The sequence below is a fragment of the Streptomyces sp. NPDC002386 genome, from assembly GCF_053593175.1.
Map to the genome: position 1 here is coordinate 404,034 of NZ_JBSFBX010000003.1, position 18,730 is coordinate 422,763.

The window sequence follows — 18,730 nt, forward strand, 5'->3', positions numbered from 1 at the left end:
TCCCCCTCGGGGAACAGCGGCTGACGAAACGACGACTACGAGGATCAGGCCTCGGCGACCTCTTCGGCGCCTTCGGTCTCCTCGCCCTCCGGGGCCTCCTCGGCCTGCGCGGCCAGGACCTGAAGGACGACCGCGTCCTCCTCGACGGCCAGGGTCACGCCGGACGGCAGCGTGATGTCCTTGGCGTGGATGGAGGCACCGGCCTCCAGGCCCTCGACGGAGACGGTGACGGCCTCGGGGATGTGCGTGGCCTCGGCCTCGACCGGGAGCGCGTTCAGCACGTGCTCGAGCAGGTTGCCGCCCGGGGCCAGCTCGCCCTCGGTCTGCACCGGGATCTCGACCGTGACCTTCTCGCCGCGCTTGACCAGCAGCAGGTCGACGTGCTCCAGGAAGCCCTTGATCGGGTCGCGCTGCACGGACTTCGGGATCGCCAGCTCGTTGGTCTTGCCGTCGATGTCCAGCGAGATCAGGACGTTCGGCGTACGCAGCGCCAGCAGCAGCTCGTGGCCCGGCAGGGTCAGGTGCAGCGGCTCGGAACCGTGGCCGTACAGGACACCCGGGACCTTGTTGTCACGACGGATACGACGGGCGGCACCCTTGCCGAACTCGCTGCGCGTGGCGGCGGTGAGCTTCACCTCGGACATGCTGATCACTCCTCGAAAGACAGAGACGGACGTGGTCACCCGGCCACGAACGGCCTGCTACGAAGAGCGCGTCGATAACGGACAGCCGTACCCCGTGGAAACGGGAACGGCCTCCCTCGCCGAGCAACTGCAGCAGTCTACTCGGCAGGGGAGGCCGCCTCCAAAAGGATCTTCGGCTAGCTCACCGCGGTGGGTTGCAGAAACCTCACTGCTCGTCGAAGAGGCTGGTAACCGACCCGTCCTCGAAGACCTCACGCACCGCGCTCGCGATCGTCGGAGCGATCGACAGAACCTTGATCTTGTCCAGGTCCCCGGACAGCTCGCCCGGCGTCGGCAGCGTGTTCGTGAACACGAACTCGCTCACCCGCGAGTTCTTCAGCCGGTCCGCCGCCGGACCCGACAGCACACCGTGCGTCGCCGTCACGATGACGTCCTCCGCACCGTGCGCGAACAGCGCGTCCGCCGCGGCGCAGATCGTGCCACCGGTGTCGATCATGTCGTCCACCAGAACGCAGATGCGGCCCTTCACGTCACCGACGACCTCGTGCACCGTGACCTGGTTGGCCACGTCCTTGTCCCGGCGCTTGTGCACGATGGCGAGGGGCGCGCCCAGCCGGTCGCACCAGCGGTCCGCCACCCGCACCCGGCCGGCGTCCGGCGACACGACGGTCAGCTTCTCCCGGTCCACCTTGCCGCCCACGTAGTCCGCCAGCAGCGGCAGCGCGAACAGGTGGTCCACCGGACCGTCGAAGAAGCCCTGGATCTGGTCCGTGTGCAGATCCACGGTCAGGATCCGGTCCGCGCCCGCGGTCTTCATCAGATCCGCGATCAGACGCGCCGAGATCGGTTCACGGCCCCGGTGCTTCTTGTCCTGCCGCGCGTAACCGTAGAACGGCACGATCACCGTGATGGAACGGGCCGACGCGCGCTTCAACGCGTCGATCATGATGAGCTGCTCCATGATCCACTTGTTGATCGGCGCCGTGTGGCTCTGGATCAGGAAGCAGTCGGCGCCCCGCGCCGACTCCTGGTAGCGCACATAGATCTCGCCATTGGCGAAGTCGAAGGCCTTCGTCGGGACAACCCCGACACCCAGCTGCTGGGCGACCTCCTCGGCAAGCTCGGGGTGGGCGCGGCCGGAGAAGAACATCATCTTCTTCTCGCCGGTCGTCTTGATCCCGGTCACAGCACAGTCTCCTCAGAGGTCTCTAAAAGCCAGCCGGCTGCTCAAGCCACCACTCGGCTCGGCGCGAGAGGCCGAATCAGCTGGTAGGGGTGCGGTTGTCCACTTATCACGGTACGCCGTCTTCGACGCGCTCGTTTCCCGTCAGTCCTCGTCAGGGCCCTGCCGGGACGCCGCCTCGGCCGCCTTCGCGGCCGCGCTCCCGGGACGCTTGCGAGCCACCCAACCCTCGATATTCCGCTGCTGACCACGGGCCACGGCCAGCGAACCGGGCGGCACGTCCTTCGTGATCACGGACCCGGCGGCGGTGTACGCACCGTCCCCGACCGTGACAGGAGCCACAAACATGTTGTCCGAACCGGTCTTGCAGTGCGACCCGACCGTCGTGTGGTGCTTGCTCTCCCCGTCGTAGTTCACGAACACACTCGCCGCACCGATGTTCGAGAAGTCACCGATGGTCGCGTCACCGACGTACGACAGATGCGGAACCTTCGTGCCCTCGCCGATCGACGAGTTCTTCGTCTCCACGTACGTACCGATCTTGGCCTTCGCGCCGAGCCGCGTACCGGGCCGCAGATACGCGTACGGGCCCACGGACGCCCCCGCGCCGATCCGCGCGCCGTCCGACACCGTGTTGTCCACCCGCGCCCCCGCGCCGACCCGGGTGTCGTTCAGCCGGCTGTTCGGACCCACCTCGGCGCCCTCACCGATCAGCGTCGCACCCGACAGCAGCGTGTTCGGATACACCACCGAGTCCCGCTCGAACGTCACCGTCACGTCCACCCACGTCGACGCCGGGTCCACCACCGTCACGCCGTCCAGCATCGCCCGCGTCAGCAGACGGTCGTTCAGGGTGCGGCGCGCCTCCGCGAGCTGCACCCGGTTGTTGATCCCCGCGATCTCCCGGTGGTCGCCCGCCACCGACGCGCCGACCCGGTGCCCCGCCTCGCGCAGGATGCCGAGCACGTCCGTCAGGTACTCCTCGCCCTGGCTGTTGTTCGTCCGCACCTTCTTCAGCGCGTCCGCCAGCAGCCGCCCGTCGAACGCGAAGACCCCGCTGTTGATCTCGCGGATCGACCGCTGGGCCTCCGAGGCGTCCTTGTGCTCCACGATCGCCGTCACGGCACCCGACGCCTCGTCACGCACGATCCGGCCGTAACCGGTGGCGTCCGGGACCTCCGCGGTCAGGACCGTCACGGCGTTGCCGTCGGCGGCGTGGGTCTCCGCGAGCCGCCGCAGCGTGTCCGCGGTCAGCAGTGGGGTGTCCCCGCACACCACGACCACGGTCCCGTCGACCGGGCCGCCCAGCTCCTCCAGGCCCATCCGCACCGCGTGCCCGGTGCCGTTCTGCTGCTCCTGCACGGCCGTGCGGACGCCGGGGTCGATCTCGCCCAGGTGCGCGGTGACCTGCTCACGGGCGTGCCCCACGACGACGACCAGGTTCGCCGGATCCAACTCACGGGCGGCGGCCAGCACATGGCCCACGAGGGAACGGCCGCAGATCTGGTGCAGGACCTTCGGTGTGGCCGACTTCATACGGGTGCCCTCACCCGCTGCAAGAACGACGACGGCTGCCGGGCGAATGGCGCTCACGGGGTTGCCCTTCGGCTCTGGATGGGTGGGGGTGACAGCCGCAGGATACCGGGGCGCGTTGGGGCGGATATGAGTGCGGGCCCTGACGGTGCTGTCACCGGTCAGGGCCCGAACCTGGACCGTGTGTGCTGTGGCTCCCCCGCAAGGATTCGAACCTTGTCCTGCTGGTACCAAAAACCAGTGTGCTGCCAGTTACACCACGGGGGACAGCGTCTCAGACCATACCCGAGGAGGGTGGTGGCGTGATCCCGGAGACACCCTTCACGATGCCTCTCCACCAGCCGTCGATGCGACGGTACAGCTCTGCCCCCTGCAGAACATTGATCACAAGGCAGCCCCGGTAGTTCTCGCCCACGTTCTTGCGGACGGTCTTCGGGTTGTGCTTCTTGATGGTCGTCCGCTGGAAGGTGTCGGCTTCCACGCCCACGAGGTCGGCCCAGTACTGGATGGCGCCCTCGCCGTCACCTGTCGCGTGGATCATGAGACGGTACCGGCGCCGGTCGGGCTCCACGCCGAGCAGATCCAGCCAGGCCAGATAGACCCGGATCACGCCTGGATCGCTGTTGACGAACTGCACGTTCTCGCGCCGGGCATACGGCTTGTCCTTTGCACCCTCGGCCCAGTAGAGAGCGACGCCTGTCAGGAACAGATCCCGTTCGGACAGCTTGCCGACCGAGTCGGCTGCGGCCCGCTTCGTTGCTTCACGCTCGCGGTCCACGGCTGCGTATCTGCGTGCCAGTCCAGTGCGCATCAGTTCCTGTTGCTCCTCCGGTGTGTAGCGCGGAGCCGGCCTCGGCAGGTCGCGTACCCATAGCGACACCGAACTCCTGGAGCAGCCCAGCGCGACCTGGATCCGGTCGTACGTCCATCCCTTGAGGCGCAGTTCCCGCGCCTTCTCCCGGAGGTCGTCCTTGGCGTTCGGGCGTTTCGTCCATTCCGGGGGCGGTTCGCCCTTCACGAGCCGGTTGAGGATGTCGTTGTTGAAGACCTTCAGCTCGTCGCGGATCTGTCGGAGGCTGTGCCCCTCCCGGCGCAGCGCGATCGCTCGCTTCCGCAACGTTTCGAAGTCCTCGTACCTGCCGTTCCTGCTCGATGAATGTGTCATTGGCATACCGTCCGGGCGGAATGACCGGCTCCGGGGTCGAACGGGCGGGGTTCAGCTGTTCGAGGGATTCCGGGGGGTTCAGGTGTCATTCGATTACGGGGTGTGGTGTGTGGAGGTAGGTGAAAGTCACCGGAAATGGCACGGCCGCCGCCCGTAGGCTGGAGGCATGACCACGACGGGGGAAGAGCACACCAGGGCCCTGACCGGCCCGTGGTGGTGGGCCAGGTGGCGCAGTGCGGTGCTCGACGGGAGTCTCGCGCTGGTGTCGGCGGTGGAGTGCGGCGCGGAGGGGATTCCGTTCGCCCGGGACGCGGGTGTCCCGGTGTCGGTGGGGATCGTGTTCGGGTTGATCGCCGGCTCCGTGCTGCTGGTGCGCAGGAAGTGGCCGATCGCCGTCGTGCTGGTCGCGATCGCGATCACGCCGGCCCAGATGGGCTTCCTGATGGGCATCGTCGGGCTGTACACGCTGGCGGCGTGCGAGCTGCCGCGGCGGATCATCGTGGCACTGGCGGGGATGTCGCTGGTGGGCACGATGATCGTGACGTTCGTGCGGGTGCGCCAGGACATGGCGCGGGGTGATCTGACGCTGGGCGACTGGTTCGTGCCGTTCGCCTCGATCACGACGTCGCTGGGGCTGACGGCCCCGCCGCTGCTGCTCGGTCTGTACGTCGGCGCGCGGCGCCGGCTGATGGAGAGCCTGCGGGAGCGGGCGGACTCGCTGGAGCGGGAGCTCCAGTTGCTCGCGGAGCGGGCGGAGGAGCGGGCCCAGTGGGCGCGCAACGAGGAGCGGACGCGGATCGCCCGGGAGATGCACGACGTGGTCGCGCACCGGGTGAGTCTGATGGTGGTGCACGCGGCGGCGTTGCAGGCGGTGGCGCGGAAGGACCCGGAGAAGGCGGTGCGGAACGCCGCGCTCGTGGGGGACATGGGCCGGCAGGCGCTGACCGAGCTGCGCGAGATGCTCGGGGTGCTGCGGGCCGGGGAGGACGCGGGGCGCAGGGCGGCGGCGGTGCCGTTGGCGGCGGTCGGGGTGGCCGCGGCGCGGGCGGCTTCGGGGGCGGCCGAGGAGGAGGGGCCGTGTCTGTCGGAGCTGGAGGAGCTGGTGGGGCAGTCGGCCGCGGCGGGGATGGTGGTCGACCTGTCGGTGGAGGGGGAGGCGCGCTCGTACGCGGCGGAGGTGGAGCAGACGGCGTACCGGGTGGTGCAGGAGGCGCTGACGAACGTGCACAAGCACGCGGGGGGCGCGAAGACGTACGTGCGGCTCGCGCACCGGGGCGGGGAGATCGCGATGCAGGTGGAGAACGGACCGCCGCCGGAGCCGGGGTCCGCGTCGGCGGCTGGACTGCCGTCGGGCGGCAACGGCCTGCTGGGGATGCGGGAGCGGGTGCTGGCGCTGGGCGGGGTGTTCGTGTCGGGGCCGACGGACGTGGGGGGCTTCCGGGTGTCGGCGGTGATTCCGGCGGTGTGAGGGTGGCGCCGTTCTCGACCGAGGGGCGGCCGGTGCCCGGCGGTGTCGGGCGGTGGTGATGCCGCGGCGGGGGACGGTGCCGGGTGGGGTGGTCGTGTCGGGCCGACGGTCGTGGGGGGATGCCCGCGGGTGCCGGCGGGGTGAGGGTGTCCCTGTTCCCCGGCTGAGGCGGGTGCCGGGCCGGGTCAGGCCGTGGTGAGGCGGGCGGGTTCGGCGCCGGCGACGAGGGTCGACAGGGCCTGGTCGATGTCGGGGCCGAGGTACCAGTCGCCGGTGTGGTCGAGGGCGTAGACGCGGCCCTCGGTGTCGATGGCGAGGAGCGCGGAGGTGTCGGTCTCCTCGCCGAGGGGGCTGACCTCGGTGCCGAGGGCGCGGCCGAGGTCGCCGAGGGTTCGGGCGAGGTGGAGGCCGTGCAGGGGGTCGAGGTGCAGGGTCGCGGGGGCGACCCGGCGGCCGGGGCCGGTGGGGACGATGCGCAGTCCGCCGAACTCGGCCCACGCCTCCACGGCCGCCGGGAAGACGGTGTGCCGGTGCCCGGCGGGTGAGGTGTGCTCGCGCAGGGTGTCGGCCCAGAACTCCGCTTGCTTTATGTCCCAGCGCCCGGGCTGCCAGCCGGCGGCGCGCAGGGCGGCGTCGACGGGGACGGGGAAGCGGGATGGGGGTCCCCCCGGTCGAGCGAAGCCGAGACTGGGGGAGGAGCTGCGGTCGGGGTGCATCTGCCCTTCGATCGTCGTGCGTGCTGTGCGGGTGGTGCGGGGCGTTCTCGCCGGCCCCGCGGTGCGGGGCCGGCGAGGGTTCAGTCGTCGGCGGGGTCGACGACGCGGACGCCGAAGTGGGCGCTCAGGGCGGTGCAGGCGCGGCAGGGGGTGGCGAAGTTGCCGTGGAGCGGGTCGCCGTCCTCGCGTATACGGCGGGTGGTGAGTTTGGCCTGCTTGAGGACTTTGCGGGCTTCGCCGTTCGTCATGGGCTTGCGGGCGGCGCGCCTGCTGCGGGCCGCGTCGGCGGCGGTGATGTGCCGGGAGATGAGGATGGTCTCGGCGCAGCGTCCGGTGAAGCGGTCGCGCTGGGCGCTGGTGAGGGTGTCGAGGAAGTCCTGTACGAGGGGGTGCAGGGCTGGTGGCTGGTCGCCGCGGGCGGCGGTGCCCGTGAGGGTGGTGCCGCGGACGGAGAGGGCGGCGGCGATCGTGGGGAGGATGCCGTCGCGGCGGTGGTGGAGGGCGGGGGCGGCGGGCGCGTGGGTGCCGCTCCAGCCGATGCGCGGGTCGCCCGCCCGCACCTCGGCTCCTCCGGTCTGCGTCGCGTTCATGTGCGTTTTCCCTCCCCGGGGAGTGCCCCGAAGGACACAGAGTGCCAAATGCCGTGCCTGGTGCGGAAGCTGGGGCGGCGCGACACGCCCGGGTCGGGTGGTGCCGTCACGCTGGGATGACGGCTGGTCACGGAAGTGGAGGCGGGATGTTGCGGGGTGGGGCGGCGGGCCGGTGACCGGTGTGCCCGTACCGCTTAGGCTGTCGGCATCCGCGATCGACACCGCCGTTCAGGCCAGAGAGAACGCCGCAGGGGGCAACCGCCATGACGACAGGTCGGCTCGGGCTGGGGGCACCGCCCAGCCGCCAGGCTGGGGGACAAGCCGCGCCGCCGAACGCGGCTTATGCCGGGCAGGTCGTGCACTTCCCGGATCCGGTTCGGGCGGCACGTCACCCGAGAGGGGTACGGGTCGATGAGCATGGTTACCCGGATTTCTCGGCGTACGCGCGCGCGGCGGCGGAGATCGCCGATCCGCCGGAGGGTTTCGGGGTCGACGAGCTCCGGCTGACGGACTACGTGTCGGCGAACGCGGCACTGGCCGCGACGGGGCACGAGTTGTGGGACACGGTGCCGGACGTGGCGACGCCGCACGGCTGGACGTGGCATCACGTCGCGGGTTCGCGGCGGTTGGAGCTGGTCCCGGTCGACGTGAAGGCGCTGCTGCGGCATCACGGCGGGGTGGCGACGGCCCGGGTGGACCACGGCAAGCGCGGTACGCGGCCGTTGCAGGAGACGCGTCCGGCGCACTTCGGGCTGCCGAAGTCGGGCGTGGCGGTGACGGAGTCGCAGGTGCAGGCCGTCGAGGAGGAACTGGGGTACCGCCTTCCGGGCGCGTACCGCTCGTTCCTGAAGGCGGCGGGCGGCTGCGCGCCGGTGGGCGCGGCGCTGGACGCCGAGCTGGGGCTGTTGCTGGACCAGCCGTTCTTCACGGTGCGGGACGAGGCCGCCGTCAACGACCTGGTGTACGTCAACAAGTGCCTGCGCGACCACCTGACGAAGGACTACCTGGGCGTCGGTTTCGTGCAGGGCGGTCTGCTCGCGGTGAAGGTGCGTGGCGAACGGGTCGGTTCGGTGTGGTTCTGCGCGTACGACGACGCACGGGACGTGGATGCCTCGTGGCCGCCCGCGGAGCGGGTGGAGCGGTTGCTGCTGTCGTGCGGTGACGACTTCGACGCGTTCCTCTCCCGGCTGGCGGGCAATCCGCCGGAGTTGGAGACGGTGGCGAGCCTGATGGTGGACGGCGGTTTCGCGCGTGCCGTCCCGGTGTCTTCCGTGCCGGTGGGGGAGTGAGCTGCGAGCGATGGTGACCTTTGCGCAGGCGCAGGAGCGCGCCGAGGAATGGATCAACGGTGACGTGCCCGCGTACCAGCATCGGGAGGTGCGGGTGCGGGAGTTCGAGCTGGGCTTCGTGGTGTGGGGCGAGGACCGTGCCGAGGGGCCGCGGTCGGATGCGGGCGGGCAGCGTCTCGTCATCGCCCGGGACAGCGGTGAGGCGACGCTGTGGCCGGCGCTGCCGGTGGGTGAGGTGATCCGCCGGTACGAGGAGGAGTACGGGCGCGTCGACGAGGTGCGGGACGCGGTGCCGGCGCAGGCTCCGGCCCGGGTGGACCTGAATCAGACGTCGTTCCTGCTGACGCCGCCGGAGTGGTTGCAGGAGGCGGCGGACAAGATGGGCATTCCGGACCGCCGGTCGGGTGAGTCGTCCGGGACCGCGGCCGGCGCCGCGGATTCCGGTGCTGGCGCCGCCGGTTCGGGTGCTGTCGCCGGTTCGGCTGTCGCCGCCGGTTCGGGTGCGGTCGGCGGGGCGCTCGCCGAGACGCAGGCCGGGGTGCCGGCTGCGGGGCCCTCGGACGCGGTTCCGCCGGCGGCCGGCTCCGGCAGCGGTGCCTCGTGGCCGGCCGCCGGGGCGGGCGCCACGCCGGGCGCGGGCGTGCCCGGTCAGCCGAGCGCGCCTGCCGGTGGGCCCGTGGCGCCGAGCGCGCCCGGCGTGCCGAGCGCGCCGGAGGCACCCGTCGGGGCCACGCCGTGGGCGGGTACCGACACCAACGCGGATTCCGGCGAGGACCGTTCGGTGCCCTTGCCGGCAACGGTGTTCGCGCCGCCGCTGGGCGAGCCGGACGGCGACGCGCCGCGGCCGCCGGCCGCCGCGCCGGACGCCAAGACGGCGCTGATGTCCGGCGGCAGCGCGCTGCCGCCCACGGCGGTCGCGCCGGCGCTGGGCGCACCGGGCCGGCAGGGAGCCCCTGACGTTCCGCCGGGTGCGCCCGGTACTCCGCCCGCCGCCCCTGGCGCGCCGGGAGCCGGACCGGGTGCCGTCCCGCCTCCGGGCATGCCGTCGTACGGCCATCCGCAGCCGCCGGCGGCACCGGGTACGCCCCCGCCGCCCGGGCCGGGTGCCACCCCGCCGCCTCCGGGCGCCACGCCTCCGCCGCCTCCGGGCGCGCCGGTGTACGGCCATCCGCAGGCGCCGGGTGCGATGCCGGACGCGCCGCAGCCGCCGGCCTGTCCGGAGCGGCCGCTCGCGCCGAACGCCGGGGACATCGCGGACGCGGCGACCAGCAAGGCCGCGCCGCCGCCGCGCAAGCCGCGCGCCGGGCTGGGCGCGCCGCCTCCGCCGCCGGGTGCCCCGGGTGCGCCGGGCGCGCGTCCGGGGGGCACGCCCCCGCCGCCCGCGCCGGGTGGGCCCGCGGGCGGGTACGTGCCGACGCAGCTCGTGTCGGCGCTCGGCCCCGAGGGCCCCGGTGCTCCCGGTGCTCCGGCTGCTCCCCAGCCGCCCGGTGCGCCGGGTGTCCCCGGCGGTACGCCGCCGGGCGACGCCCCCCACGCGGCCACGATGCTGGCCACCCCGGGCATGCCGATGCCTCCCGCCCCCGGTGCGCCCCAGCCGCCGGGCGCCCCGGGCGTTCCCGGCGTGCCCGCCGCCCCTGGTGCCCCCGGTGGTGGGCGTGGCGCGGTGCACCACGCGGAGACCGTGCTGGCGGCGCCGCCCGTGGGCGGCCCGGGAGCGCCGCCGCCCGCGGCCGGCCCGCCCGGTATGCCGCCGGGCGCTCCGGGTGCCCCGGGCGTTCCGGGGCCGATGGGTGCCCCGCAGCCGCCGCAGCAGCCGATGCCTCCGCAGCCGATGCACCCGGGGGCGATGCCTCCGGGCGCGATGCCTCCGGGTGCGATGCCGCCGCCGGGTGGTCCGCTTCCCGGGCAGCCTCCCGCGTACGGCTATCCGCAGCAGGGGCAGCCGACGGTGGGTCCGGGGTACCAGGCGGTGCTGCGCTACCGCGCGCAGGACGGTTCGGAGCAGCAGCTGATCCGGCGTTCGGCGCCGGGCACGCCGCATCCGGAGTGGCAGATCTTCCATGAGCTGCGGGCGATGAACGTGCCGCCGGACCAGGTGCTGGAGCTGCACACGGAGCTGGAGTCGTGTGAGCTGCCGGGGGCGTACTGCGCGCGGATGATCCGGGAGCAGTGGCCGCAGGCGCGGATCACGAGCATCGCGCCGTACGGCACGGACCACGCGAGCCGGCAGCAGGGCATGCAGCAGTTGCTGGCGCACCAGGGCGAGCTGCACCAGGTCGCCGACGGCCCGGCCCGGCCGGCTCCGGTGCGGGCGCCGCTGCCGCCGGTGCAGCCGGCGCCGCCGGTCCCGCCGGAGGCGATCGGGCAGGAACTGGCGGCGGTGTTCGGGCCGGGCGTCTTCAGGTTCGAGCAGCAGGCGGTGTCGCGGCAGGGTGTGCCGCCGGTCGTGGCGCACACGCTGGTGGTGGCCGGACTCCCGGTGGACCTGGGGCCGTTCTTCTGGGCGCAGGCCCAGCCGGGCCGTCCGGTGCCGACGCTGGCGGAGCTGGCGGCGGAGCGCGGTGTGCAGCCGGCCCCGGACGCGGGGTCGTACCTGGTGATGGGTACGGACTTCGGCCGGGCGGTGTGTGTGCAGTACGGGACGGCGAACATCGTGGCCGTTCCGGTGGAGGCCGGGCCGGGCGGCGCTCCGGTGCCGCCGCAGTTCGTGAACACCGGTCTGCCGGAGTTCGCGCGGTGCCTGGCGCTGCTGGGGCGGATGTGGCGGCTGCGGCACGGGCTCAACCAGGAGCAGGCGGGCCGCTGGACGGTCGACTTCCAGGCGCAGCTGGCCGCGCTGGACCCGGCGGCGCTGGGGTCGCCGGAGAGCTGGTGGTCGGTGCTGCTGGAGCAGATGTGGGACGGGCTGCTGTAGCCCGCGCCCGCTGAGGCCCCCTCAACCTCAAGGCCCTCCACGCGTGTGCGTGGAGGGCCTGAGTGCTTTCCGCGCGCCGGCACGTGAGATCTCGCCCGTGACATCTCTGCGGAGTGTCGCGTTATGCATACTTACGTCCTGTCTAGCAGGATATGCGCGAAATCATTATGTCGTGTATGTCCGGCGGAGAGGGGCTCCCAGGGTGAGCAGCGCATCGACGACGCCGTACGGCCTCGAGACCGTCCGGGGGCGCGGCTACCGCCCCGATCAGGTCGACGCGTATCTGGAGGCGCTGTCGCAGGACCGGGACGCCGCGTGGGAGCGCGCCGCGCGGCTGACCGTGCTCGCCAAGGACATGGAGGCGGAGGCGGCGCGGCTGCGCGAGACCGTCGGGGAACTGGTGCCGCAGACGTACGAGTCGCTGGGGGAGCGGGCCGCGCAGCTGTACCAACTGGTGCTGCGGGAGGCGGCGGAGGTTCGCGAGGGTGCGCGGCAGGCGGCGCAGGACGAGATCATGGAGGCCGAGGCGTACGCCTCGGAGGTGCACCAGGCCGCGCGGGAGGCGGCGGACGTCTTGCGCGAGGAGGCCGTGGAGCACGCCCGCCGGATCGTCCTCGCCGCGCGCGCGGAGGCCGACGAAGTGCGGATCGGCGCACGGCGCGGGGTGAAGGAGCGGCGCGCGGAGGCGCTCGCCGCCCTGCGTGAGGTGCGCGAGCGCATCGACGGACTCTCCGCCGAGCAGGCCGGCGAGCAGTCGGAGCGGCTGGCGGCGGTGGAGCGCGAGGAGGCCGAGCGGCTGGTCGCGCTGGAGGCCTGCCAGGCCGAGCGGATCGCCGGCGCGGAGGCCCGGGTCGCCGAGGCGGAGCGGGCGCTCGGTGAGGCCGAGGAGGCCGCGCGCCGCTGCGAGGAGCGGGCGCGGGTGCGCGCCGTCGAGATCGTCGACGAGGCGCACACGGAGGAGAAGCGCATCGCCCAGGAGACCGAGCGGGTACTGCGCGAGCACAGCGAGATGTGGGACGAGGTCCAGACGCACATGGACTCCGTGCGCAACAGCCTCGTCACCCTGACCGGCAGGGTGGAGCAGGAGCAGGGGGTGCCGTCCGGCTCCGGGCTGCGTGAGCCGGAGGACACCCCCTGACGCGGTGGTTCGGCGCCGCGCCGCCCCGGCTCAGCCGCCCCTGCGGACCGCGCCCGCCAGGATCCAGCCCTCCACCGCCTCGTACTGGCGCCGCTGTTCCTCCGCCTTGCGGCGGCCGGAGACGACCGTGCCCAGCCAGCCGAAGAAGAAGCCGGCCGGGATGGAGACGATGCCGGTCGTGGTGAACGGGAACCAGTTGAAGTCGGCGCCCGGGAAGGCCGAGACGGGCGAACCGGAGACGAGGTTGGTGCCCGGCATGAGCAGCAGCACGGCCAGCGAGCCCCCGAGCAGGGTGCCCATGAGGCCGGCGCGGGTGTAGCGGCGCCAGAAGAGGCTGTAGACGAGGGCGGGCGCGAGCGCGGAGGCGCCGAGGCAGAAGGAGAGCGTCACCAGCGGCTGCAGGCTGTGGTGCTGCACCAGGGTGGCCAGCAGGATCGTGGGCACCCCGATGGCGAGCGCGGAGAGGCGGGCCAGGGCCATCTCCCGGCGGGCCGGCATCTCCTGCACCCGGGCGGCGAACACGTCGTGGGCCAGGGAGTTGGCGCAGGCGAGGATCATCCCGGCGACCGAGGCGAGCAGGGTCAGGAAGAGCGCCGTGGTGACCAGGGTGAACAGGAAGCTCTCCGTCGTGGAGACGTCCACGCCGAACACCGCCCGGGAGCCCAGCAGATAGGCGGTGTTGCCCTGCTGGTCGGCCGCCGCGATCGCCGTGCGGCCGACCAGGGCCGTGGCGCCGAATCCGATCACCGTGATGACCAGCACGAACAGCGCCACGAGCGACACCGCCCAGGACAGCGACCGGCGCACCTGGCGGGCGCTGGAGGCGGTGTACATGCGCATGGTGATGTGGGGCAGGCAGGCGCCGCCGAGGACGATGGTCAGCTCGGAGGTGATCATGTCCAGGCGGGCGTTCGAGTGCCCGGCGAACTGCAGCCCGGAGTGCAGGAAGGCCGGACCGGCGCCGCTCTGCCGTGCCGCCGCCTGGAACAGGGCGCCCGGGTCCCAGTCGAAGCGGTGCAGGATCAGTACGGCGACGACGGCGCCGGAGCCGAGCAGCATCACGATCTTCAGGATCTGGATGAGCGCGGTGCCCTTCATGCCGCCGATCGCCGCGTAGGCGATCATCAGCGCGCCGAGTCCCACGACGCAGCCGGTCTTGAGGGACTCGTTGGAGAAGCCCAGGAGGAACGCGATGAGCTGTCCGGTCCCGGCGAGCTGCACCAGCATCAGCGGCAGCAGCGAGGCGATCGTCACCACGCAGGCCGTGATCCGCACGGCGCGGCCGGGCATCCGGCGGGCCAGCGCGTCGCCCATGGTGAACCGGCCCGCGTTGCGCAGCGGTTCGGCCAGCAGGAACATCAGCAGCAGCAGCGACAGGGCGGTGCTGAGGGCGAGCACGACACCGTCGTAACCGCACAGGGCGATCACTCCGCCGGTGCCGAGGACGGTCGCCGCGGAGATGTAGTCCCCGGCGATGGCCAGGCCGTTGCGCAGCGGGGACAGGGTGCCGTAGCCGGTGTAGAACTCGTCGAGGTCGTCCCGGTCCGGGCCGGTCATCACGCACAGCAGCAGGGTGAGGGTGGCCACGGCGGAGAACGCGACCAGCGACATGGCCTGGGCGGAGCCGCTGAAGCCGGAGAGGTCCGCCGGGAGGGCGCGGGCGGTCACCGCAGCGCTCCCCGCCGCGCGTCCAGCTCGGCCTCCTTGCGGATGCGGTCGGCGAGCGGGTCGACATGGCGGCGCGCGGTGTGCTCGTACAGGGCGATCGCCAGCCAGGTGACCGGGAGTTGGAGCAGGGCGAGCAGCAGGCCGGCCGGGATGCCGTCGGCGATGTCCCGCGTCATGACGTCCGGGGCGTACGCGGACAGCACGAGGAAGAGCGTGAAGTAGCCGAGTGCGGTGAGGGTCGCGGTGCGGCGCTGCCAGCGGTAGGCGCCGCGCAGCACGCGCAGGTCGCTGTGGTGCCCGAGGGGTTCGCGGGCCGGGGCGCGCTGCGGGCGGGGCGGTTCGGGGGGTACCGGCTGCCAGGGGTAGGTGGGGTACGACGGGGAGTGCGGCGGGTCGTAGGACATCCCGGGGCTCCTTGCGTGGCTCGGGTCCGTGGCGGCGGACCGCAGGGAGGTAGGGGGTGGAAACGGAGTCACGCACGCTACTCGCGGGGTCACGGCCGCGCGGGCTTTTCACCGAACTGGCCGGTCGGTATGCGCTTCCTCCACCGAACCGTGTCCCGCCCGTGTTGTTACCCGCGTTAACCAGGGCGTTCGCGAGGCCGCGCCCGTACCGCCCGCCGGTGTGAGGCCGTTCCGCGCCCCGGCCACTTGAACCTGACGCGACGGGAGGGTGGAGCCTTTCCGGGGCGGAGGGTGGAGCGAACCCCGAGCGGGTCTCCACCCGACGGTGGACGACCCCTAGGGGTATCTCCGTACTTCGGGTCGGGGAGGGTTCGTCCCGGCGGAGGACGAGGAGGGCCCACCGTCGTCCTTAACCTGGCTTTACGCCGCCGGGGGGCGGCTGACCGAACCGGCGGGGGTGGGGTTTTCCCCCGCACAACAGGGGGCTTCGCACCAGCGCGCGGCACGTCCGCCGCACGCCAGACTCGGCGTCGTACCCGGAACAGGCGCACCGCGACCGGGGCGCACCACCGACCTGTCGACCGACATAGGAGACGTACCGTGACATCGGCTGTGACCATTCCCAGGCACGGGGGCACTGGAGGGCCTACGGCCGTCGCCGCGCGAGCCCGGCAGGTCGTCAAGGCGTACGGGTCCGGCGAGACCCGTGTCGTCGCGCTGGACCACGTCGACGTGGACATCGCCCGCGGCCAGTTCACCGCGATCATGGGCCCCTCGGGGTCCGGCAAGTCCACCCTCATGCACTGTCTCGCCGGCCTGGACACGGTGACGAGCGGTCAGATCCACCTGGACGAGACCGAGATCACCGGCCTGAAGGACAAGAAGCTCACCAAGCTGCGCCGGGACCGCATCGGGTTCATCTTCCAGGCGTTCAACCTGCTGCCCACGCTGAACGCGCTCGAGAACATCACGCTCCCCATGGACATCGCCGGCCGCAAGCCGGACCGGGCGTGGCTGGACCAGGTCGTGGAGACCGTCGGGCTGGCCGACCGGCTCAAGCACCGGCCCACCCAGCTCTCCGGCGGCCAGCAGCAGCGCGTCGCGGTGGCCCGCGCGCTCGCCGCCCGCCCGGAGATCATCTTCGGTGACGAGCCGACCGGAAACCTCGACTCCCGCGCGGGTGCCGAGGTGCTGGGCTTCCTGCGCCGCTCCGTCACCGAACTCGGGCAGACCATCGTGATGGTCACCCACGACCCCGTCGCCGCCTCCTACGCCGACCGCGTCCTCTACCTCGCCGACGGCCGGATCGTCGACGAGATGCACCAGCCGACGGCCGAGCAGGTCCTGGACCGCATGAAGGACTTCGACGCCCGGGGGCGCACGTCATGACCGTGCTCAAGACCTCGATGCGCAACTTCTTCGCCCACAAGGGCCGGATGGCGCTGTCGGCGATCGCGGTGCTGCTGTCGGTGGCCTTCGTGTGCGGGACGCTGGTGTTCACGGACACGATGAACACCACCTTCGACAAGCTGTTCCAGACCACCTCCTCGGACGTGCAGGTCAGCGCCAAGGGCTCCTCCGACACCGGTGAGACCACCTCCAACACCGGCAAGCCGCCGGTCATGCCGGCCGCCGTGGTCGACGAGGTGCGCGGGGCCCGGGGCGTCGCGAAGGCCGAGGGGACGGTGTTCTCCACCTCGGTCACCGTCGTCGACCACGACCTGGACAAGCTCTCGCCCACCAGCGGCGCCCCGACCATCGTCGGAAGCTGGAACGGCAACGACGCCCGCACCATGAAGATCACGTCCGGAGCGGCGCCCAAGGGCCCCGGTCAGGTCATGGTCGACGCGGACACCGTCGACAAGCACCACCTGAAGCTCGGCGACGAGATCGGGATCATCACCGCCGTCGGCACCCACCACGCGCGGGTGTCCGGCATCGCCGCCTTCACCGTCACCAACCCCGGCGCGGCCATCTTCTACCTGGACACGAAGACCGCCCAGCAGACCCTGGTCGGCCGGACCGGCGTGTACACCAACGTCAACGTCACCGCCGACAAGGGCGTCAGCGACGCACGGCTGAAGCGCGACGTCAGCGCCGCGCTCGGCCACGGCTACCGGGTGCAGACCGCCAAGGAGGTCGCCGACGCCAACCAGAAGAGCGTCCAGAGCTTCCTGAACGTCATGAAGTACGCGATGCTCGGCTTCGCCGGGATCGCCTTCCTCGTCGGCATCTTCCTCATCATCAACACCTTCTCGATGCTGGTCGCCCAGCGCACCCGCGAGATCGGCCTGATGCGGGCCATCGGCTCCTCGCGCGGCCAGGTCAACCGGTCCGTGCTGATCGAGGCGCTGCTGCTCGGCGTGATCGGGTCGGTGCTCGGTGTCGGCGCGGGCGTCGGCATCGCGGTCGGCCTGATGAAGCTGATGGGCCAGATGGGCATGCACCTGTCCACCGACGACCTGACCGTCGCCTGGACCACCCCCGCCCTCGGCCTGCTGCTCGGTGTGGTCGTCACCGTCCTGTCCGCCTACCTGCCCGCCCGGCGCGCCGGCAAGGTCTCCCCGATGGCCGCGCTGCGTGACGCGAGCGCCCCGGCCGACGCCAAGGCCGGGATCGTGCGGGCCGTCGTCGGCCTGGCCCTGACCGGGGCCGGCGCCGCGAGCCTGTACGCGGCCGCCTCCGCGGACCAGGCCAAGGGCGGCTCCGGCTGGCTGGGCCTCGGCGTGGTGCTGACGCTGATCGGCTTCGTCGTCATCGGCCCGCTGCTGGCCGGCGGTCTGGTCCGGGTGCTCGGCGCGGTCCTGCTGCGGATCTTCGGCCCGGTCGGCCGGATGGCCGAGCGCAACGCGCTGCGCAACCCGCGCCGCACCGGCGCCACCGGCGCCGCCCTGATGATCGGCCTGGCCCTGGTGGCCTGCCTGTCGGTCGTCGGCTCCTCCATGGTGGCCTCCGCCACCGACCAGCTCGACAAGACCGTCGGCACGGACTTCATCATCCAGAACGACAACGGGGCGCCGGTCGTCCCGCAGGCGGTGCGGGCCATCAAGGCGACGCCGGGCCTGGCGCGGATCACCGAGTACCGGCCGACCAAGGCGGTCTTCACCACCCCCGACGGCGAGACGCTCAAGGACACCGACATCACCGCGGCCGATCCGACGTATGCGACCGACCTGCGCAAGAAGACCGTCGCCGGTGATCTCAAGGACGCCTACCTGCCCGACTCGATGTCGGTCCACGAGAAGTTCGCCAAGGCCCACGGCATCCACATCGGTTCGAGGATCGGCGTCGCCTTCAAGGACGGGTCCGCCGCCCGCCTCACGGTCCGCGCGATCACCAGCAGCGACGAGGTGATCGACCAGGGCGCCAAGTACACGTCCATCGCCACGCTCGCCAAGTACGTGCCGGCCGACCGGATGCCGCTCGACCAGCTCGTCTTCGCCAGCGCCGAGGACGGCCGGCAGGACGCCGCCTACAAGGGACTGCGGTCGGCCCTGCACCAGTACCCGCAGTACACCGTCCGCGACCAGACCGACTACAAGCAGGCGCTGAAGGACCAGATCGGCCAGCTGCTCAACATGATCTACGGCCTGCTGGCGCTCGCGATCATCGTCGCCGTCCTCGGTGTGGTGAACACCCTGGCCCTGTCGGTGGTCGAGCGGACCCGGGAGATCGGCCTGATGCGGGCCATCGGCCTCTCCCGCCGCCAGCTGCGCCGCATGATCCGCCTGGAGTCCGTGGTGATCGCGGTCTTCGGCGCCCTGCTCGGCCTCGGCCTGGGCATGGGCTGGGGTGCGACCGCGCAGAAGCTGCTGGCGCTGGAGGGCCTGAAGGTCCTGGAGATCCCCTGGCCGACGATCATCACGGTCTTCGTCGCCTCCGCCTTCGTGGGCCTGTTCGCCGCCCTGATCCCGGCGTTCCGGGCGGGCCGGATGAACGTGCTGAACGCGATCGCGACCGAGTAGCCACCCCGGACGGGGGACACGGGGGCACGGGGGCCCGGCGCCGAGAAGTCACG

14 protein-coding genes and 1 tRNA gene are annotated in these 18,730 nt (G+C 72.2%); 6 read left to right on the plus strand and 9 right to left on the minus strand.

Annotated features, from left to right (window positions below; genetic code table 11):
• Positions 1-44 precede the first annotated feature (44 nt).
• From ACWCPN_RS09005 to ACWCPN_RS09025, 5 genes are all read right to left on the minus strand, one after another.
• Positions 45-644 (minus strand): 50S ribosomal protein L25/general stress protein Ctc, encoded by a 600-nt coding sequence (locus tag ACWCPN_RS09005; RefSeq protein WP_199210840.1) that lies wholly within the window; start codon positions 642-644, stop codon positions 45-47.
• Between the two features lie 205 nt (positions 645-849).
• Positions 850-1,830 carry a ribose-phosphate diphosphokinase gene (locus ACWCPN_RS09010; protein WP_199210839.1) on the minus strand — a complete coding sequence of 327 codons (981 nt, stop codon included), beginning with the start codon at positions 1,828-1,830 and terminating at the stop codon, positions 850-852.
• Positions 1,831-1,971: 141 nt separating this feature from the next.
• A complete protein-coding gene (gene glmU, locus ACWCPN_RS09015) occupies positions 1,972-3,420 on the minus strand; it encodes a bifunctional UDP-N-acetylglucosamine diphosphorylase/glucosamine-1-phosphate N-acetyltransferase GlmU (protein ID WP_451203658.1) in 1,449 nt (482 codons plus the stop codon).
• A gap of 131 nt (positions 3,421-3,551) precedes the next feature.
• A tRNA-Gln gene (locus ACWCPN_RS09020) sits at positions 3,552-3,627 on the minus strand.
• 7 nt (positions 3,628-3,634) lie between these two features.
• On the minus strand, positions 3,635-4,531 hold the full coding sequence (locus ACWCPN_RS09025; protein WP_451203660.1) for a hypothetical protein: 897 nt from the start codon (positions 4,529-4,531) through the stop codon (positions 3,635-3,637).
• Positions 4,532-4,691: 160 nt separating this feature from the next.
• Here ACWCPN_RS09025 and ACWCPN_RS09030 point away from each other — a divergent pair, with 160 nt between their 5' ends.
• A complete protein-coding gene (locus tag ACWCPN_RS09030; protein WP_392295455.1) occupies positions 4,692-5,993 on the plus strand; it encodes a sensor histidine kinase in 1,302 nt (433 codons plus the stop codon).
• A 185-nt stretch (positions 5,994-6,178) separates the two neighbouring features.
• Here the strand turns inward: ACWCPN_RS09030 and ACWCPN_RS09035 are convergent, their stop codons facing one another.
• Both ACWCPN_RS09035 and ACWCPN_RS09040 read right to left on the minus strand, forming a co-directional pair.
• Positions 6,179-6,709 (minus strand): SUKH-3 domain-containing protein, encoded by a 531-nt coding sequence (locus tag ACWCPN_RS09035; RefSeq protein WP_451203662.1) that lies wholly within the window; start codon positions 6,707-6,709, stop codon positions 6,179-6,181.
• Between the two features lie 80 nt (positions 6,710-6,789).
• Positions 6,790-7,299 carry a YwqJ-related putative deaminase gene (locus ACWCPN_RS09040; RefSeq protein ID WP_451203664.1) on the minus strand — a complete coding sequence of 170 codons (510 nt, stop codon included), beginning with the start codon at positions 7,297-7,299 and terminating at the stop codon, positions 6,790-6,792.
• Between the two features lie 263 nt (positions 7,300-7,562).
• Here ACWCPN_RS09040 and ACWCPN_RS09045 point away from each other — a divergent pair, with 263 nt between their 5' ends.
• The 3 genes from ACWCPN_RS09045 (at position 7,563) to ACWCPN_RS09055 (ending at position 12,640) form a co-directional block, all read left to right on the plus strand.
• Positions 7,563-8,588: an SMI1/KNR4 family protein gene (locus ACWCPN_RS09045; protein ID WP_451203666.1), complete on the plus strand. Its 1,026-nt coding sequence runs from the start codon at positions 7,563-7,565 to the stop codon at positions 8,586-8,588.
• Between the two features lie 10 nt (positions 8,589-8,598).
• A complete protein-coding gene (locus ACWCPN_RS09050) occupies positions 8,599-11,502 on the plus strand; it encodes an SUKH-4 family immunity protein (RefSeq protein WP_451203668.1) in 2,904 nt (967 codons plus the stop codon).
• Between the two features lie 202 nt (positions 11,503-11,704).
• Entirely contained in the window at positions 11,705-12,640 is a 936-nt protein-coding gene (locus tag ACWCPN_RS09055; RefSeq protein WP_451203670.1) for a cellulose-binding protein, read from the plus strand.
• Between the two features lie 30 nt (positions 12,641-12,670).
• Here the strand turns inward: ACWCPN_RS09055 and ACWCPN_RS09060 are convergent, their stop codons facing one another.
• Positions 12,671-14,251 carry a sodium/solute symporter gene (locus ACWCPN_RS09060; protein WP_451203825.1) on the minus strand — a complete coding sequence of 527 codons (1,581 nt, stop codon included), beginning with the start codon at positions 14,249-14,251 and terminating at the stop codon, positions 12,671-12,673.
• 53 nt (positions 14,252-14,304) lie between these two features.
• Positions 14,305-14,712 carry a DUF485 domain-containing protein gene (locus tag ACWCPN_RS09065; RefSeq protein ID WP_451203672.1) on the minus strand — a complete coding sequence of 136 codons (408 nt, stop codon included), beginning with the start codon at positions 14,710-14,712 and terminating at the stop codon, positions 14,305-14,307.
• 600 nt (positions 14,713-15,312) lie between these two features.
• Between ACWCPN_RS09065 and ACWCPN_RS09070 the strand changes: the two genes are divergently transcribed.
• Together ACWCPN_RS09070 and ACWCPN_RS09075 are read left to right on the plus strand one after the other, a co-directional pair.
• A complete protein-coding gene (locus tag ACWCPN_RS09070) occupies positions 15,313-16,101 on the plus strand; it encodes an ABC transporter ATP-binding protein (protein ID WP_451203674.1) in 789 nt (262 codons plus the stop codon).
• Positions 16,098-18,677, plus strand: coding sequence for an ABC transporter permease (locus ACWCPN_RS09075; protein ID WP_451203676.1), 2,580 nt, complete (start codon positions 16,098-16,100; stop codon positions 18,675-18,677). The genes ACWCPN_RS09070 and ACWCPN_RS09075 overlap by 4 nt, the downstream gene beginning before the upstream one ends.
• Positions 18,678-18,730: the final 53 nt, after the last annotated feature.

What these genes read in the sequence shown, in the direction of transcription:
- ACWCPN_RS09005 (WP_199210840.1), bottom strand. Translation starts at nt 644, where the DNA reads ATGTCCGAGGTGAAGCTCACCGCCGCCACGCGCAGCGAGTTCGGCAAG.
- ACWCPN_RS09025 (WP_451203660.1), bottom strand. Translation starts at nt 4,531, where the DNA reads ATGCCAATGACACATTCATCGAGCAGGAACGGCAGGTACGAGGACTTC.
- ACWCPN_RS09030 (WP_392295455.1), top strand. Translation starts at nt 4,692, where the DNA reads ATGACCACGACGGGGGAAGAGCACACCAGGGCCCTGACCGGCCCGTGG.
- ACWCPN_RS09035 (WP_451203662.1), bottom strand. Translation starts at nt 6,709, where the DNA reads ATGCACCCCGACCGCAGCTCCTCCCCCAGTCTCGGCTTCGCTCGACCG.
- ACWCPN_RS09040 (WP_451203664.1), bottom strand. Translation starts at nt 7,299, where the DNA reads ATGAACGCGACGCAGACCGGAGGAGCCGAGGTGCGGGCGGGCGACCCG.
- ACWCPN_RS09045 (WP_451203666.1), top strand. Translation starts at nt 7,563, where the DNA reads ATGACGACAGGTCGGCTCGGGCTGGGGGCACCGCCCAGCCGCCAGGCT.
- ACWCPN_RS09050 (WP_451203668.1), top strand. Translation starts at nt 8,599, where the DNA reads ATGGTGACCTTTGCGCAGGCGCAGGAGCGCGCCGAGGAATGGATCAAC.
- ACWCPN_RS09060 (WP_451203825.1), bottom strand. Translation starts at nt 14,251, where the DNA reads ATGTCGCTGGTCGCGTTCTCCGCCGTGGCCACCCTCACCCTGCTGCTG.
- ACWCPN_RS09065 (WP_451203672.1), bottom strand. Translation starts at nt 14,712, where the DNA reads ATGTCCTACGACCCGCCGCACTCCCCGTCGTACCCCACCTACCCCTGG.
- ACWCPN_RS09075 (WP_451203676.1), top strand. Translation starts at nt 16,098, where the DNA reads ATGACCGTGCTCAAGACCTCGATGCGCAACTTCTTCGCCCACAAGGGC.